General features: G+C 56.3%; 12 protein-coding genes. 3 read left to right on the top strand and 9 right to left on the bottom strand.

The features are described from left to right. Positions 1-55: 55 nt before the first annotated feature. Together ACFO5Q_RS12230 and ACFO5Q_RS12225 are read right to left on the bottom strand one after the other, a co-directional pair. On the bottom strand, positions 56-1,654 hold the full coding sequence (locus ACFO5Q_RS12230; protein ID WP_068149006.1) for a methyl-accepting chemotaxis protein: 1,599 nt from the start codon (positions 1,652-1,654) through the stop codon (positions 56-58). 181 nt (positions 1,655-1,835) lie between these two features. Then, entirely contained in the window at positions 1,836-2,075 is a 240-nt protein-coding gene (locus ACFO5Q_RS12225) for a hypothetical protein (protein ID WP_156431985.1), read from the bottom strand. A gap of 13 nt (positions 2,076-2,088) precedes the next feature. Here ACFO5Q_RS12225 and ACFO5Q_RS12220 point away from each other — a divergent pair, with 13 nt between their 5' ends. The 3 genes from ACFO5Q_RS12220 to ACFO5Q_RS12210 are packed head-to-tail and all read left to right on the top strand — an operon-like array spanning position 2,089 to position 6,337. After that, positions 2,089-3,528 carry a hypothetical protein gene (locus ACFO5Q_RS12220; RefSeq protein ID WP_068149004.1) on the top strand — a complete coding sequence of 480 codons (1,440 nt, stop codon included), beginning with the start codon at positions 2,089-2,091 and terminating at the stop codon, positions 3,526-3,528. A 17-nt stretch (positions 3,529-3,545) separates the two neighbouring features. Further along, positions 3,546-5,393: a multicopper oxidase family protein gene (locus tag ACFO5Q_RS12215; protein WP_068149001.1), complete on the top strand. Its 1,848-nt coding sequence runs from the start codon at positions 3,546-3,548 to the stop codon at positions 5,391-5,393. 5 nt (positions 5,394-5,398) lie between these two features. Beyond that, the gene (locus ACFO5Q_RS12210; RefSeq protein ID WP_068148999.1) at positions 5,399-6,337 is read left to right on the top strand and encodes a nucleoside hydrolase; all 939 of its coding nucleotides are present in this window, start codon (positions 5,399-5,401) and stop codon (positions 6,335-6,337) included. 49 nt (positions 6,338-6,386) lie between these two features. On the opposite strand, the gene ACFO5Q_RS12205 is transcribed toward ACFO5Q_RS12210, so the two are convergent. The 7 genes from ACFO5Q_RS12205 to ACFO5Q_RS12175 all read right to left on the bottom strand — a co-directional run bounded on the left by ACFO5Q_RS12205 (position 6,387) and on the right by ACFO5Q_RS12175 (position 16,784). Beyond that, complete coding sequence (locus ACFO5Q_RS12205; RefSeq protein ID WP_068148997.1) at positions 6,387-7,814, bottom strand: TolC family protein; 1,428 nt, start codon at positions 7,812-7,814, stop codon at positions 6,387-6,389. Next, entirely contained in the window at positions 7,811-8,851 is a 1,041-nt protein-coding gene (locus ACFO5Q_RS12200) for an HlyD family secretion protein (protein ID WP_068148994.1), read from the bottom strand. The genes ACFO5Q_RS12205 and ACFO5Q_RS12200 overlap by 4 nt, the downstream gene beginning before the upstream one ends. A gap of 15 nt (positions 8,852-8,866) precedes the next feature. After that, entirely contained in the window at positions 8,867-10,570 is a 1,704-nt protein-coding gene (locus ACFO5Q_RS12195; RefSeq protein ID WP_068148989.1) for an ABC transporter transmembrane domain-containing protein, read from the bottom strand. 424 nt (positions 10,571-10,994) lie between these two features. Beyond that, positions 10,995-13,307 carry a carbamoyltransferase HypF gene (gene hypF, locus ACFO5Q_RS12190; protein ID WP_068148985.1) on the bottom strand — a complete coding sequence of 771 codons (2,313 nt, stop codon included), beginning with the start codon at positions 13,305-13,307 and terminating at the stop codon, positions 10,995-10,997. Between the two features lie 18 nt (positions 13,308-13,325). After that, on the bottom strand, positions 13,326-14,780 hold the full coding sequence (locus ACFO5Q_RS12185; RefSeq protein WP_068148982.1) for a nickel-dependent hydrogenase large subunit: 1,455 nt from the start codon (positions 14,778-14,780) through the stop codon (positions 13,326-13,328). Continuing rightward, positions 14,777-15,790, bottom strand: a complete 1,014-nt coding sequence (locus ACFO5Q_RS12180; protein WP_068148979.1) for an NADH-quinone oxidoreductase subunit B family protein — start codon at positions 15,788-15,790, stop codon at positions 14,777-14,779. Before ACFO5Q_RS12180 ends, ACFO5Q_RS12185 begins: the two co-directional genes overlap by 4 nt. Further along, a complete protein-coding gene (locus ACFO5Q_RS12175) occupies positions 15,780-16,784 on the bottom strand; it encodes a sensor histidine kinase (RefSeq protein ID WP_068148975.1) in 1,005 nt (334 codons plus the stop codon). The genes ACFO5Q_RS12180 and ACFO5Q_RS12175 overlap by 11 nt, the downstream gene beginning before the upstream one ends. Positions 16,785-16,787: the final 3 nt, after the last annotated feature.

Raw genomic sequence — 16,787 nt, 5'->3', positions numbered from 1 at the left:
TCCCCCAAAGCCTGAAATACAAGTTAAGGGGAAGGGAACACACCTGGGAAGTGTGTTATTTTTTGAGAAGCTTCTCAATCTCCATTGCCAGTTCCTGTGCGGCGCTGTCGAGAATCTGCGATGCTTCCAGCACCTGCATGGCACCTGCCGCGGTCTGCCGTGACGTGGCAACCACTTCGGTAATGTTGGCGGATACGTCCTGCGTGCCGGTTGCGGCTTCCTGAATGCTGCGGGCAATTTCCTGCGTTGCGGCCTGCTGCTGATCAACTGAGCTGGCCACATCGGCGGAAATGCCGTTCACTTCACCGATCACGTCGCTGATATGGTTGATCACCTGGACCACCTGGGTGATCTGCTGCTGGATTTCGCCAACCTGTTCGGAAATATCCTTAGTGGCGCCGGATGTCTGTGTAGCGAGGCTTTTAACCTCGCTGGCGACCACAGCAAAGCCCTTGCCGGCTTCACCGGCGCGTGCGGCCTCAATGGTGGCATTGAGCGCCAGAAGGTTGGTCTGGTTGGCGATATCGTCGATCATTTTGACGATGGCACCGATCTGGGTCGATGCCTCATCCAGCGAACCCACCATCTCTTGTGCTTTTTTGGCCTCTGCCGCTGCGTTCGCGGCGATCTCGGATGTCCGCTGTGTGCGTTGGCCAATCTCATGAACCGATGCTGTCAGTTCTTCTGTTGCCGTGGCTACGGTCTGCACATTCGATGTTGCCTCTTCGGCTGACGCGGAAACCGACATGGCCACAGAGCTGTTTTGCTCCGCCCCCGCCGAAAGTTCGTTCGACGTGGTCTCAAGCTTACGGGTATATTCCTTCATCTTGTCCGTGGTTGCCCGGACTGCGCTTTCCATCTGGACCTCATGGGTCACGATGCTCCAGGTCGCCAGCGCGGCCGTATAGTCGCCGGTGTTGGAAATAATGGCGGAAATATTCAGCTCCAGCACCTCTGGCCCCAGCTTGATGCGGGTATGGAATGGCAGGTTTTTCGGGTCCCGCAAAATCCTGCGCTGGTGCTCCGGGTTCTTGTGGAACACGTCGATGCACTGCCCCAGCACGTCGTCCGCACGGATGGGCAGGTATTTTTCAAGCGTCTTCAGGGTCTGGAGGCTGGTTTCGTTCATGTAAACCATTTCAAGGGTGTTCGGGTCTGCGATCATGGCGTTGATCGGCATCTTGTCCAGAACCTGCATCAGCTCGCGTGTCTTGTCCTCGGCCTTCTTCTGCTCGGTGACCACGCTCCAGGACAGCATGGCAAACCTGTAGGCACCTTTTTCGTCCCGGACAGCTTCCACATTCAGGTCCAGAAATTCTTCGCCCAGCTGGATGATTGCCCGGTGCGGCAGGTTGGCTTCATTTGCCAGGATATTCCGCTGGTGGCTCGGCACCTTGTGGAAAACATCGATGTTGGTGCCCACAAGATCTTCAGCCTTGATCGAGACAAGATGCTCGATGGAGCGCATGGTCTCGAACGACTTCTTGTTGGCATAAATGATTTCGCAGCTGTCCTTGTCACACAGCATGACATTGACGGGCAGCATATCAAACATGGCAGCGAAATGCTGTTCCACGCCCTTTGGCGTTGCCTCAAGGGCGACTTCACTTGTCTGGGCGCCTTTTGCGCCCCTGTTCCTTATCATGTCAAACATGGTCTATATCTTCCCAGGTGATTAGGTCTAATGCGACATCGCTGTCTGAGCGGTCTTCTCCGCCTTCACGGTATACGTCTGCTTCTGCAGGATGGATTGATGAAAGGGCAGGGTGGTGCGGTCCATCTAAACTGCCACAAGGCAGCCCTCCACTTATTTCATCTCTTTCACGGCCATTCTCTCAATTTTCGGGGCAATCCCGAAAAAACACCACCTCCCCAATTGGATAGCTTGCTTGTGGCGGAAAGGGCTCCGGCTCATCTGGTGCCGTCACATGGTGGGCAGAAACGCCAAAAATTCCCGTATTTGGTGTAAAGGTGTGAAGAAAGTTTAAAATCTTATTGTCATGGTTGTGCTTGCGTGATCTATTCCACCTTAACCAGTCTTGTTGCTCGTATTGCTTGTTTCCAAGGTCACTCAATGGAGCTACCCCCATGAAAAATCGCTTTAACAAAAAACTTGTCACCCTTGCCGTTTCTTCCCTGACGATAGGCGCTGTTGCGGCCTGTTCTTCAGCGGAAACCGAGCAAGCGCCCGCACAGCCGGCTGAACAATCAATAGCGGCGGATTTCGCCTTTCAAAATGCGGTAAGCGCGCCGCCCCCGGGCTATCAAGGGCCGGTATTTCAGTTGAGCCACGACTATCCAACAGAAGACCCCGGCCAATGCCCCCAAAGCGAATGCCCATGGCTTTATATTGATGTGGATTTCACGTCGGGTGTGCCGGTCAATTGGGAAGAGGGCCCTTGGAACGACTATATCATGGCGATCATGAGCGTGGTGGTCCGCGGGCAGGACCCGAACATGCCCAACGAGGTTGGCTTCAGAACCAAAATCGACGGCGAGACCATGTGGTACCATGTGCCGTGGATGGCGTACGACCCGACGGCCGGGCGTGAATTCGCCCACGGCACCACGAACGAGCGCACGGCGCATCTGTCCGACTTTATCGGCAGCCCCATGCCAAATGCGACGATGCTGCAGAGTATGAGCCCAAGCTGCCAGGCCCAGTTCCCGCACGGCTTTGAGAGCTGGGCGGTGGGTATGTACAACAAGTGGGGCGGCTATGCCCTTGGGCAGGCAATCCCAGATACAGGCGAGCCGGCGCTGACTACGCTTGAAGGCCAGACAGTGCCGAAAGGCCTGCCGTTCCCGGAAGGCACGATGGTCACCAAATTCCTGACAACCAATGCGACACCTGAGTGCGTGCCATACCTGGCGAACTCTGCCGTCTGGCTGGTTAACCGCCATGAAGTGGCACCCGACAGACAATATCTGTGCCAGCGGGCGCTGCAGGAAACGCGGCTGACGCAGGTGGACGTGGCTGTGGTTGACGAACGGTCGCCAACGCGCTGGGTATATGGCACCTTTGGCTATTCCGCTGAAGCTGACGGCGACACGGTGCTGGCGCGCCTCGTGCCGCTTGGGCTGCAGTGGGGCTCAGATCCGAACACATTCCCAGCGGTTACGGCCCAGGATAGCCAGCCGGCGACCGAAAGCGTTCTCAACCTGGATGTCGGCATTTATGAGCATTGGGGCTGCGCATCCCGGCTTGCCGGCCCGGTTGACAACCCACAGTCTTCCTGTGTGTCGTGCCATGGCTCTGCTTTCGCGGCAGCGGACGGTGCTATTTCGGTGATGGGCACCAATGTACCGCCGTCATTCGGGTTCACCGGCATCTGCGAAGCTGGCGGCAGCCCGGAAAACGCGGCCTATTTCGCTAATTATCCGTTCCCGCAGGCGTATCCCGATCCGAAATATGCGGGCGCCATCCCGCTTGATACATCGCTGCAGCTTGAGGTGGCTTTCACCCAATACGCCACCTTCGCCAATAACGGCAAGCCAACAGCCTGCACCAACCCGGATCAATTCTGAGCCAGAAGGAACACGCGATGACAAAAGTTACCCGCCGGGATTTTCTGTCCCGCTCAAGCGCCTTGCTGGCAACCGGAACGGCAGTCGCAACGCTGACGGCTTGCGCGTCGGATGCCAGCGAGGGCATGGAACCACAGGGTCAGGCAGACGATTCCGACCGCCCCAGGAAGGATTATACGCTGAAGGCCCATTGGCTTGAGAAGAAGCTGGACGGCACACCCGTGAAGTTGCGCGCCTGGAACGGCACTGTGCCGGGTCCGCTCCTGAAGGCCAGGCCGGGAGACAGGTTGAATATCAAGGTGGTCAATAATCTGACGCCATACGATTCCTCAGGGTGGGACGGCAATCACAATGTGCCGCACGACCTGAATTCAACCAACCTGCACCTGCACGGCCTTGAAGTGGTGCCGCATCTTTTCGAGCCTGTCGGTACAACAGACGCGACGGCGGAAATGATTGTTATCCCGCCTGAGGGCGGCAGCAAGCAATATAACTTCCAGATCCCGGACGATCAGCCGCCGGGGCTTTTCTGGTATCATCCGCACAAGCATGGGTCGACGGTTGTCCAGGCCGTGAGCGGCATGGCGGGCGGCATCCTGATCGAAGGCGACATCGACGAAGTGCCGGAGATCAAGGCCGCCAAGGACAATATCATCGTGGTGCAGGATATCGGCCTGTTCCCCACCGATAACCCGGATAAGGACGGCGAGGGCACTTATATCTATGAGCCAAAGCAGAATGCCATCTGGCAGACCTTCGGCGGCAATGTCACCATCTATAACCCCAAGACCGGCAAGCCCGAGCCGACAAAGCTGAAGGGCGGCTTCACCACGGGTGACTATGCGCTCAGGTATTTCCTTCTGAATGGGGAGCCCTTCTACAAGGAAGTGCATAACCAGAAAGATCCCACGAGCCCCATAGGCACGCAGATCGACAGCGGCGTGCCAACCTACAAGATGAAGCAGGGCGAAGTGGCGCGCTTCCGCATCCTGAATGCCAATTCGGATGACGTGATGCCCATCTATCTGCAGTCGCACGACCTGCACCTGATTGGCATGGACGGGGTTAATCTGCCCAAGTTGAAAACATTGCCCGCGCTGCCCTCCGGCGCCCCCAATACCGCCTATCAGCTGTTGCTGGCGCCTGCAAACAGGGGCGAATTTCTGGTCAAGGCGATCTCCAAGCCCGGCATCTATGAGCTCAGGCAGGCGCCGCAGAGCCTGCAGTTTCTCAATAGCGATGGGCGCCTTCTCGCGCGGATCGAAGTCACCAGCGAAACCGACGATATGGCACTGCCAGCCAGCCTGCCGATCCAGCGGCGGCATTTCCCGCTCACGCCGGACAGTGAGGTCAGCCGCATCCGGTATGTCACATTCGGTATGCAGTTTCCCGGGCAGGCGAATCCCGTTGTGGGCATCGATTTCCTGATCAATAACGCCCAGTATGATGAACGCAGCATCAGCTATGTGGTCGACACAGGTGAGACGGAAGACTGGATCATCGGCTCGCCCGGTCATCCGAACCATCCGCCTGATCACTCGACCCCCGGGCACCAGGACAACACCGAAGGCCACCCCTTCCATATCCATGTCAACTCGTTCGAAGTGATCGGCGAGGCCGACCTGGCGCCGGACGGCACGGTGACCAACGAGGTGCGCTATGCGCCTGATGAAGTGCTGATACAGGACACCATCTGGGTGCCCATGGGCAAGCAGGTCAGGATACGCAACACCTTCAAGGAATGGACCGGCAAGTCGGTGTTCCACTGCCATATCCTGCCCCATGAAGACACCGGCATGATGCAGAATTTCCTCATTTTGGATGCGGATAAAAACGGTGGCCATGGCGGCCACGGGAAAGGCTAAAGCTAATGACCAAACGTGTGGTTCTCGTCCATGACGCAGCCATCGACGAATATATGTCGACCATCCTGCTCACAACCATGGAAGGTGTCTCGCTCGACGGTATCGTCATCGTCAACGCCGACTGTATCTATGGCCCGGCAATGGATGCGGCATGGAAAATACAGCAATATATCGGGCGCACCGATATTCCGCTGTCGCTCTCTGGCGCGCGGGGGTTCAACCCGTTCCCCTGGCCGTACCGGGCTGACTGCATCAAGCAGGGGGAGGTTGCGGCGCTCGCGCCCTATGGCCCGCACCCCGATTGGCCGCCCTACCCGGACGGTGATGCCTGGCTGGAGCAGTATCTCGATAGCGTGCCGGAGCCGGTCATCCTCCTGTGCCTGTGCCCGGCAACACCAATCGCGGAGCTTTTGAAGCGGCGCCCCGAGCTTGAGGCCAAGATCGACCATATGATCTGGATGGCGGGTGCGGTGGATGTTGCCGGCAACCTTGACCCGGACACGCTGCCCATCGCCAACCCCTATGCCGAATGGAATGTCTTCTGGGACCCGGACGCAGGGCAGTGGCTTCTGGCCAATACCAAATTCAAGATTACCGTCTTCCCGCTTGATGTCACGGATACGGTGCCGGTCGCCAAGGAGTTTATGGCGCAGCTTCTCGTGCAGGGGAAGGTCTACCGCTATTCGGACCTGGCGCTGCAGAGCTATGCCCTAGTGTCTGACGAGCCCTTCTATGACATGTGGGACATGGTAACCACCTGCTATATCTCGCGGCCGGATCTGTTTGATGAGCCACAGAAGATGCATATCGAAATTGTCACCAGTGGTGACAAGGAAGGCGCGATGATCCCCAACAAGGCCATGCGCGAAGTGGATGTGATCATGAAGATCAAAGACACGGATGCCTATTACCAATATGTGCTAGACCAGTTCGCACGTTCATAAGCAGACGGGGATCCACCCAATGGGCAGGTGAGATCCCCAAAGCGGTTGCCTATAGCGGCATTTCCTCAAGCCCCAGGGTTTCCAAATCCATCATCGCAGCAGAATAGCTGGCCATGGAGGCGTGAAACTCCAGCGCCGCCAGAAGGTGGTCGATTTGCGCGCGAGAGGCGGCTTCCTCGCGGACGTTAAGCAGAAAAAAGTCGCTGGCACCGTTGGCAAAACGAATTTCCTCGGCTTTTTGCATGGCTTGGGTCTGGGCCGCATTCTGCCGGGTCAGCATCAGACGCTGTTGTGACATTTCAACGCCCAGCGTGAGATTTTCAAGCTCAACGATGAACTGCTCCATTAACCGCTGCCGCTGGAATGACAGCCTGTCTAAATCTGCCTTTGCTGAGCGAAAGCTGCCGCGTGCAGCACGTTGACCGAGTGGGATCGAGAAGCGCACGCCAACGATGGCATCGGTAGAGTCCCGGCTGCTGCCCCCTTCGGCTATGCCCCCGAAATCTCGGGACACTTCACCCATAAGGGTAAGCTGGGGCTTTAGGCCGTTTTCGCCAAGCCGAAGTTTCTGGCGGGCGCGGTCCAGCGCGACATTCAGGCTTTCCAGTTCCGGCCGTTTGGCGACCAGCGCCTCGGTCGGGCCAGTTGTCAGGTTTACGCCAGCGATGCCGGTAAACACCTCTGCCATGGCGGGCAGCTGCGCTTCTTCCGGTTGCTGTGGGATTCCCTTCGGGCTTCGGTAATAGAGTGACAGCTTGTTGGCGGCCATCAGAAACTTCTGACGCGCATTCATCACCAGGGTCTGCCGCCGGGTGATATTCTGTTGGTTTTCAAGTAATGCAAAGTTGGCGATTGCGCCTTCTTCAACCTGCCGGCTGAGCGCCGTGTCCCGCTGCTTCGCGATGGCAAGCAAATGCTCATAAACCCTCAGCTGGTGTCCGGCCACGACCCATTCCCAGTATGCAATTGTGGCGTTGCGCTGGACTTCAATGGCCTGGATCAGCGTTTTGATCTGCTCTTGCTCCCGTTTCAGGCGCGCATCGGCCACGCGGAAGCGGTTCGTGTCGAAAGCGCGGTCCTGCAACAGCGGCACAAGAACGCCCAGTTTGAATTCCCCCAACGAGTTGGTGAAATACTGGTCTTCATATGTGGGGAAACGACCGTCTGATACGCGGTAGCCGCCATAGACCGAGACACCATTGTCTGTCAGTGCCCTTTTGGCATCGGCTTTCAGGTAGCTTCCGCTCCAGCTGCCGGTGGCGCGACTGCGAAATTCCACATCCAGAGTGGTGTCAAAAGCGCCCTCAGCCGCCAGCACACTTCCTTCAGCGCCCCTGAGCGCTGCCTGTTGTTCCAAAAGTTTCGGGGCATGCTCGCGGGCAGATGTCAGGACTTCCTGCAGGGTCAGTGAGGCGCCTGCCTTGCCAGTGAGAGCTGCAACCAGCGCCAGGGCGATCAGGATCAGGCGTGTCATCATTTCGCCCCCGCGTCGGCGTTGGCTTTTGTGGCCTCCGGGCGAAACTCGGCCGGGAAGTTGTTCAACTGGCGCCAAACTTCATAGCCTACGGTGACCGTCTCAAAGGTAATCCAGCCCCTGGCTTTTGCGCCCAAACGCAGCAGCCGGTTGTCAGGCCAGGGGAGGTCATCCGGGTCTTCACTGACCAGAACCCGGAACCTTCCGCCCGTGCCTGCCGCCGGGTCAATGGCGACAATTCGGCCGCCAAATGTTCCCACCGCCACGGATGGCCAGCCGCTGAACTGTACGACGGGCCACCCCTCGAACTGCAATCGCACCCGGTCCCCAAGGCGGGCAAGGCCAATGTCCCGACCGTCGATATAAAGTTCAACAGCCCGCTCAACCTTTTCGGGGATAAAGGTTGCTACAGGGTCTCCTGCCTTGACGAAAGTGGCTGTATCGCCTGCGAGAACCCTGTGGATGAAGCCATCGCGTGGGGCTTTCACCATCTGGGTGGAGCCGCGGGAGAGGCCGATGTCCAGGCGGTTCAGTTGCGCCGATGCGTCGGCAGTGTCTCCGCGAAGGCTCTCGATCCGGAGGCGAGCTTGCTCCAAGTCACGCTGGGACGCCAGCCCCTCATTCAGCAGCTTGCGGGTTCGGTCAAGATCTATCTCTGCGGTCAGGACCGCGGTCTCCATGGCCCGCAGTTTGGCCATTGCCTGGGCGCGCTCGGCTTCCAGGCTCTGAAGGAAATTGGGGTCATTGTCGACGACCTTGACGATGGGGTCCCCGGCCTTTACGCGGCTACCGTCGCGCACATACCATTCCTTGATACGGCCAGAAACCAGCGCGTTCAGTTCCTGCTGCCGGTCGGTTGGATTAAGCGCCGTGACGGTACCAAAGCCCGAGGCGGTCTGTACCCAGGGGGTGAAAATCAGGAACAGGATGATAGCCAAGGTCCCCAGGCCTAGCATCCAGGCAATCACGCGCATGATGCGGGGCATGCGAATGCTGGCAAGAGTTTGGAAGTGATTGATATGACGCTCGCGGAACGGCATGGTGCCCTCGTCCTTTTACCGGAGTTCTTGTTTGAAAGTTTCGAAGCTGGTGAAGAAGGATTGCGTGTCTGCCCCCAGATAGAGGAATTTCTCGAACCCCAACGCATGATCCCTGTTGGAGAAATAGATCACGGTCGTATTCCAGCGCTCGCGGAACAGCGCGAGGATGTTGACCAGCGTATTCTCTGGGATGATGTCGAACAGCTGATTAAGCACCAGCACCTTGGGGCCTGAGATCAGCGCCGCCGCAAGCTTGAGCTTCAGCACTTCGGTGAGTGACAGGGGCGCGCCGGTGGTCGATACCTCCGTATCCAGCCCATTCTTGAGATGGGTGACAGCGTTCCTGAGCCCTACCTGATCCAGGATATCAAGGGTGTCTCCGCTGTGTTTTTCCTCACCCGCATAGCGGAGGAAGTCGCGGATGGTGGCATTGATCACTGTCGGCCGGTCAAGGATGGTGATGATTTGCCGCAATTCATGCACTTCGATATCCAGCACATCAATGCCTCCGATGCTGACGATGCCGCCATCGGGCCGCACATGGTGCTTCAACAGGTCTGTGAACAGGCGTTGTATACCGTGGTTTTTGGTGCCACAGAAAATGACATCCCCTTGCCCGATGGTGAGGTTGAAAGTGACCTTCTCATCCCGCCCGAAGCCCTGCGCATTGTCGAAGGACAGCACGCTGTTGGTTTCCAGCGGGGTTTTCGTGCCTCTGGGCACTTCCTGGGGGACGGAGTAGAAATGCGAGAGTTCTTCGACGGCGGCAATGATGTCATAGAAGCTGGCAAGATAGACCCCAAGCTGCGAGATGCCGAAAAAGACGGCTGAGAGGATCAGTTCCGCTGCCACCAGCTGACCAAGGCTGAGCTGGCCCAGAATAGTCAGCCAGCCGCCCAGCCCAAGAAGCGCCGCGCTGGCTGCGGCATATATCAGCAGGAAGGCGAGTGTTTGGGAAAAGCTGTAGCGAAAATGGGCCTTGTTCGACGCGATATAGTCTGCCGTTTTCGCATCAGTGAGCTTGAGCGCCCTCTCAATATGGAGGCTGGATTTATAATAGCCGTTTGAAGCCCCAAGGTCTTCAACCCAAGCGGCAACCGCGTGTTTCTTATGGGATTGCTCGATCGCACTTTTGATGGCCTTCTTGCCCCACATGGCCCAGATGAGCCAGATCAGCAGGCAGAGCGTGATGTTGAACACCAGAAATAGGGGATGATAAAGCGATACGATAACAAACCCAACAAGGGCCTGCAGCACGACGGTGAAGCCGCCAATCAGAAGATAAGGCACTGATTTCTGGATGATAACGATGTCAAAATACCGGTTGAACAACGGGTTCTTGCCGTTGTCCGCAAAGAAGGGATTCTGGGCATACAGTGTGCGCAGGGAAATTTCAGCGACCATCCGCGCATAGAACCGCCGACTGAATATTTCCATCAGATGTATTCTGAGCGCATTCAGGAGGCCAGACACCAGCAGCAGGACAAAGAGCACGGTCGCCAAAACCACCAGGGGTGCGGCCAGGCCGATATTCGCCACCGTGTTGATCAGCATCTGTACCGATACAGGCACCGCAAGGCTCAGCAGGCTGATGCCGACGCCATAGACGGCGGCGAGCTTGTAGAAGGATTTTTCGGGCCCGAGGATGGAGCGTAGAAACGCATAAACCTCGCTTAAGTTCGTGGATGATGCAGCGCTCGGGGGATTGGGGGCGGACACGTTTTTTCACTCGCAAAAAGAAGGCCGTGGAGACTGTTCCTGCACGGCACAAACCATCTTTAATTCTGTTTCCTGGCGGGGGTGGCCGCCGAACTAGAAGATGTAGGCTTGCGGTGATAGTTCAATACATGATTTTTGTGATTGAATGATAGATTTTGGCTATCATATGCTGACTCAGCAAATCCGCGACAGGTCGGTTTTTCGCTTACCGAGGCCAACCCCTAAATTATTGCGCTCGAATGGCCGCAATTCATCATTGTCAGTCTTCTGACTCCCCTTACGTATGGCGGCTGGTTCAATTCGGTTTTGGTTCATTTAGGGTGACGCAATTAATGAGACTGTGTGACTCATAAAATGAGACTATCCGACAGGGCCGTCTTTCCATCTAAGAGCAGACCTTCAGTTTTCGTAAGCAGGGGCGGGGCTACCGTTGGGCCGCTATAACGGCCTGACCAAAAGCAATGCCCCCGTCATTTGGCGGAATTTGGTGATGGAGCAGGAAACGATATCCCTGTGCGCCAAGTTTTTCACCAAGGGTTTCGCGCAGAATAGTATTCTGGGCAACCCCGCCTGAGAGGACAATATCGTTCAAGCCGTGTTGGCCCGCGATGAGCTGGGCCTGCGCCACGATCCCTTCTGCGATGGTCAGGTGAAAGTTTGCTGCGATTTGCGGAATGGCTTTGCCACCCATCATATCGTGCAGAAGTGGCCCCCACATCGGGGCAAAAGAAAGCTGCCCGGCCCCACCCTCTTCCAGAATTTCGAAAGGATATGGGTTGGCTGTTTGCATTGAGGGCATTGCGGTGGCCTCAAGTTCGATTGCGGCCTGACCCTCAAAGGACTGACGCCCCGTGCAGATGCCAAGGCAGGCGGCCACGGCGTCGAAAAGGCGGCCCGCCGATGATGACAGTGGTGAGTTCAGTCCTGTCTCCAGCATCCGGTCAAGAACGGCCAGCGGTTTCTGCCGGAAAAATTCGAAAATGGGCAGGTTCGCATAGACTTGTTTTTGCTCATCGGTAAGTCCAGCGGTCATGTGCGCGTACGCGTTTCGCCAGGGCTCCTGCGTGGCTTTATCCCCCCCAAGAAGCGCATGAGGCGAAAACTGGGCGACATGCTGTCGGCTTGAGAGATTTCCAACAAAAAACTCACCACCCCAGATGGCACCATCTGTCCCAAGACCAAAACCATCCAGAATGATGCCAAGGGCCTTGGTTTCGGAAAACCCGGCTTCATTTTCGCCCAGGCAGGCTGCGAAATGGGCTTCATGATGCTGGATGGTTATAAGTTCGGCCCCGAACTCCTGTGCCAGTTTTTGCCCAAGCTGGCTTGCTTTGAAATCCGGGTGGCTATCGATGGCGATGATTTCTGGCCGGAAGTCATAGAGCTTCAGATAGAGGTTCAGCATTTTCTGGTAATCGGTGAAGGTGAACGGCTCATCCAGGTCACCGATATGTTGCGACAGGATCGCTTGGTTTCCGTCTAAGAGGCAAAAGCTCGACTTGAGCTCACCGCCCATTGCCAGGATCGGCCTATTAGTATGGAAGGCGATCCTGATGGGCGCTGGCGCCAATCCCCGCGCCCGCCGCATCACCAACTGACCACTGGCGCTGTGGCACACTACGCTGTCGTCCACCCGGTTGACGATGTCCCTGTCGTGCATCAAGTAGCCGTCAACTAGGCTGTGTAGTTTCTGGCGGGCGGCATCGTTGCTGATTACTTGTGGTTCACTTGAAAGGTTTCCTGATGTCAGCACGATAGGGTGGTCAAGATCGGCCATGATCAGGTGATGCAGGGGGCTGTAGGGTAGCATGAAGCCTAGCTTGTGGGTGCCAGGGGCAAGAGTGGAAGGCAGGGCGCTGGCATCTTGTCGCTTTTCAAGAAGGACGATTGGCGCAGCTTTTGAAGTAAGGCTGGCTTCTTCCGCGCCGTTTACCGTGCAATATCGTTTGATCTGAGTGATATCCCTGGCCATCATGGCGAAAGGTTTCTTGTCGCGGGCCTTCCTCTGCCTGAGCATCTTAACGGCTTCGCTGTTTGTGGCGTCACAGGCAAGGTGAAAACCACCAATCCCTTTGATCGCAAGGATATTGCCTGCTTTCAGCTTATTGACAGCTACTGTTATGGCATCGGCGTCCAGGCGGCCATCCAATGTCTCGAACCAGATTTGTGGACCGCAATCGGGGCAGGCATTGGGCTGGGCGTGAAAGCGGCGGTCAGCAGGGTTTTCATATTCCGCCTGACAGGCTGGGCACATTTCGAACGAGGCCATTGAGGTGTTTTTCCGGTCGTACGGAATGGCGCGAATGATAGAAAGGCGCGGCCCGCAATGGGTGCAGTTTGTGAAAGCATACCCCGCCCGCCGGTCAGCTGGGTCCATGATTTCGTCAAGGCATTCGGGGCAGGTGGCTGCATCAGCCACAATACCGGCCGACTTCCTGTCGTGGGTGCTCTTGGCAATCTGGAAACCTTCAAAGGGCCCAGCTTGGCCCAAAGGTGTGATTTCGGCCGTGTCAATTCGAGCCAGAGGTGGGCACTGTCGGCGAAGCTCGCTCAGCAGATTGCGTGCTTCTTCTACGCTTCCCGCCAGTTGAATCTTGACGCCCTCGCCGTCATTGAGAACCTGGCCCACCAGTTTCATTTCGGTTGCGATGCGCCAAACGGTTGGCCGGAAGCCGACACCCTGTACAAGGCCTTCGATGCGAATTAGGAAATGGTCCTGTTGGGGTTTGGCGGCCATGCGAAAACCAGCTGGTCTTTAATGAACCGTGCAAACGAGGCAGGGGTCAAAGGAGCGCACGATATGCTGCACGGAAACGGGTTCGGTCTCCCCGCTTCTGATCGGGGCCCCTTCGAGGGCCTGTTCAAGTGGGCCCGGTATGCCCTGGTGATCCCTGGGCGAAAAATTCCAGGAAGTGGGGGCAACAATCTGGTAATTTTTGATTATGCCATCTTCTGCGCATAGCCAGTGCCCAAGCGACCCTCTTGCCGCCTCTGTCAGGCCAAGGCCGTTACCGGTGATCGTCTCGCTGCTACCCCGAACGCAGAAAGGCATCTTGTCTTCAAGCTCGCCCACCCATTTCTGCATCGCGGGCACAAGGATAGCGAGTTCAAGCATTCGGCAGACGACGCGCGAGAAAACATTCGCGCCACCGTTGGCCCAAAGATCGACAGCAAGCGGATGTCCCGATATCACCTGCCGGGGATAGGCGCCCACTTCCATCACCCGCCCATCATATCTTGGGGATTTGCACCAGCTATAGGCATCCTCTTTATCTATTTGGGGCAGTGTGGAGCCGTCATAAGGGTTTTTGGGGGTCTCAAGGTCTTCATACCAGGAGCTTGTTGCTTCCTCAGTAATGGTCTCAGGCGCAAGGGCTTGTCGTGCCCCATCGGCATATGTTCCACGGTTGAACAGAAACTCGCCACCCACTTCATATGCGCCAAAGCTCATGAGGCCGTTGTTTGTGTGGCCGAGGCTTTCCAGCCTCAACGCTTTGGAGACATGAAGAAACCTGCCAAAATCGCTTTTGGATGCCCGGTCATTGCTGTGCCAGGCCCATAGCTCTTGTATGTTCGAGATGCCTGCAATTTCCTCAAGCGCACAGCCAAAGAGAGAGCCTTCAAGAAACCTTCTGAAGCTGGCCAATATGACCTCAAGGGCAGTCTTTTCGCTCTTGCCAATCTGTTTGGTCACGCCGCCGGGCTGGATGGTCAGCGTATGTGGCCATTTGCCTGCCAGATGCCCCATAATCTGCATGAAGTTTGCGCGGGCGGGCAGCATTTCTGCTGGCGCCCTTCCGGACACGGATTTGAAGCGGTCCGCGATTTCCTCGTACCAGCTTTCTCCTTGATATATTTCGCGGGCAAAATCGGGCATGAAGAATAGATAGAAATGGGTCAGGTGATCGGCCGCATTTTCGCAGGCATGAATGAGATTGGTAGCAATGAGGCCGTTGGGTGAAGGCGTAAGGCCCTGGGTCATGGCCATTGCCTTTGCCGCCGCAACGGACTGGGACACAGAACAGATACCGCAAATGCGCGGGGCATATACAAGGGCATCGGAAACAGGTTTGCCAGTAAGGATGCGTTCGAACCCCCGGTACATGGGCGATGTGACAAAAGCCTTGTTCACATAGCCGCTCGACACATCCAACCGGACTTCAAGGTCACCTTCAATCCTGTTAAAGGGGCCCATGATCAAGCGGCTCATTTGGAACGCCCTTTCTTGTTGCCGGGCACAAAGTCCAGATGATCACGCCGTGCGTTTTCCTTGAGGCGTTCGGGCGTTGCTGCCTTGGACAAGGACGCCAGCGCCACAAACCAGGCTTTTGGCATGTCGGTCGGAAGCCCGATCGGGATGCCGGAAATCTTCGGGGTTTTTGTATAGGCATGCCCTGCTTCTTCAAAGCCGGGGGCCGTGCAGTTGATGCAGGGGTATCCACCCTCGATGCAGGAACCCACGCCGTTCCATGGCCTGATGTTACAGTCAGCGCGGGCCTGGGTGCCCTTGCAGCCAAGGTTTTCCATCATGCAACCCTGATTGCCGAGCGTTTCAGCGCTGGCCTTATATTCATAAAACTCGTTGCGGGAGCAACCATGATGCACCAGATATTTGGTGTAAGCTAGCGGGCGTTGCCATTCGTCAAGGTCATCGCTTTCAAGCGTACCCGCAGACATCTGATGCAAGGTTTCAGTGACCCATTCCGGATGAACAGGGCAGCCCGCAATATTGACTACCCCAAGCCCATCTGTTGAAGAAAAATCTCCGCCCAACAGGCCACCTTTCTCAACGCCGTCATAAGCAAGGCCGCAGGCTTCAACATGATTATCGCCGGCGGCTGTAATGCCGCCGAATGCTGCACAGGAACCAACGGCAACCACATATTTTGCCTTTGCTGCAAGCTTTGCGATCCAGTTCATATAGGGCTCGTCTGTGCCCGACATCATATGAAAGCGGCCTGTGCCGTTGGGTCCGCGCATCACCGCCCCTTCAAGGCACAGAAAATCCAGTTCAAGCTTGTCATCCAGTATCTGGTTGAACAGGTCAATGACCGGCTTTCCGGAAAGCTCGCTTAATGACGGGTGCCAAAGAAGGTTGATGTTGGCGGCCTCAAACCGGCTGTAAACATCCGGGTTGTTGGCCCCGAGGAGCGACAGGGTGCAGCCACCACAGCCACCGGACTGCAACCAGATCAGGTTCTTTTGGGTCTTACTGGCCATCGTGCGGCACCTTCAGTGTGAATGTGGCACCGCCATTTTCGTTATTTGTGGCTGTCAAGCTGCCCCCCTGCTTGAGAGCCATACCGTAACTGATATAGAGGCCAAGACCGGTTCCCTGGCCAACGGGTTTGGTCGTGAAAAAGGGTTCAAATATCTTGTCCATCTCTTCTGCCTGTATGCCGGGGCCATTGTCGGCAATGGATATTTCCACGGCATCGTCAACTGACCGGCATGAGACCCGAATTTCGGGGTTTTCGGTGTCTGAAAGGGCGTCCACAGCATTCTGGACCAGATTGACAAGTATTTGATGTGTCTGGCCTTTTCTTCCAGTTATTTCCATCGCTTCGGGAAGATCAAGCTTGACGGTCGGGTTGGCTCTTTCAGCCTTTATCACCCAGTCTACTGCAGTTCTGATAACCCGCACCAGGTTGAACTGACCGGGGGCTTCCTCCTGATTGGAAGAAAAGCGACGCAAACCCTGGACAATATCGCTGACACGTTCAGCTCCCTCCAGCGTGCCCTCAACAAGGGGCGTAATATCGGCCAAAATCTTGTCTATTTTCTGCTCTGCGATCAGGTCTTCCACTTCAGGCGAAGGTTGCTTTTTTCGCAGGAGTTCAAAGAATTGAGAAATTTGGCTGCCGTAGCGTTTCAATGCGTGCATGTTGCCAAAGACAAAACTGATCGGATTATTCAGTTCATGAGCGACACCGGCAACCAGGCGACCAAGCGCCGCCATTTTTTCTGATACAATCAATCTTTCCTGGGCCAGGGTCAGCTTTTTGTGTGCGTCGTCCAGTTCCTCATAGGCTTTTTTCAGTTGCTCATTCTTGTTTTCAAGCTCGGTTTGGGAGTTAACGAGGTCACTATAGACTTCGTCCATTTTCTGGACGACTTCAATCCAGGCTTCTTCTCCGGCAGGCCCGATCTGCTGCCCCAGGACGGAGGACATTGGCGCATGCGGTGGGGCGGTTTTGTCGGTTGAAGAATGCATTAA

Origin of the sequence: Kordiimonas lipolytica (genome assembly GCF_042651265.1) — a bacterium.
Taxonomy (GTDB): Bacteria; Pseudomonadota; Alphaproteobacteria; order Sphingomonadales; family Kordiimonadaceae; genus Kordiimonas; species Kordiimonas lipolytica.
The sequence above is the reverse complement of the archived record's forward strand: the minus strand, read 5'-3'. Positions and strand labels throughout refer to the sequence as shown.

What these genes read in the sequence shown, in the direction of transcription:
- ACFO5Q_RS12185 (WP_068148982.1), bottom strand. Translation starts at nt 14,780, where the DNA reads ATGAGCCGCTTGATCATGGGCCCCTTTAACAGGATTGAAGGTGACCTT.
- hypF (WP_068148985.1), bottom strand. Translation starts at nt 13,307, where the DNA reads ATGGCCGCCAAACCCCAACAGGACCATTTCCTAATTCGCATCGAAGGC.
- ACFO5Q_RS12180 (WP_068148979.1), bottom strand. Translation starts at nt 15,790, where the DNA reads ATGGCCAGTAAGACCCAAAAGAACCTGATCTGGTTGCAGTCCGGTGGC.
- ACFO5Q_RS12220 (WP_068149004.1), top strand. Translation starts at nt 2,089, where the DNA reads ATGAAAAATCGCTTTAACAAAAAACTTGTCACCCTTGCCGTTTCTTCC.
- ACFO5Q_RS12200 (WP_068148994.1), bottom strand. Translation starts at nt 8,851, where the DNA reads ATGCCGTTCCGCGAGCGTCATATCAATCACTTCCAAACTCTTGCCAGC.
- ACFO5Q_RS12230 (WP_068149006.1), bottom strand. Translation starts at nt 1,654, where the DNA reads ATGTTTGACATGATAAGGAACAGGGGCGCAAAAGGCGCCCAGACAAGT.
- ACFO5Q_RS12205 (WP_068148997.1), bottom strand. Translation starts at nt 7,814, where the DNA reads ATGATGACACGCCTGATCCTGATCGCCCTGGCGCTGGTTGCAGCTCTC.
- ACFO5Q_RS12215 (WP_068149001.1), top strand. Translation starts at nt 3,546, where the DNA reads ATGACAAAAGTTACCCGCCGGGATTTTCTGTCCCGCTCAAGCGCCTTG.
- ACFO5Q_RS12175 (WP_068148975.1), bottom strand. Translation starts at nt 16,784, where the DNA reads ATGCATTCTTCAACCGACAAAACCGCCCCACCGCATGCGCCAATGTCC.
- ACFO5Q_RS12210 (WP_068148999.1), top strand. Translation starts at nt 5,399, where the DNA reads ATGACCAAACGTGTGGTTCTCGTCCATGACGCAGCCATCGACGAATAT.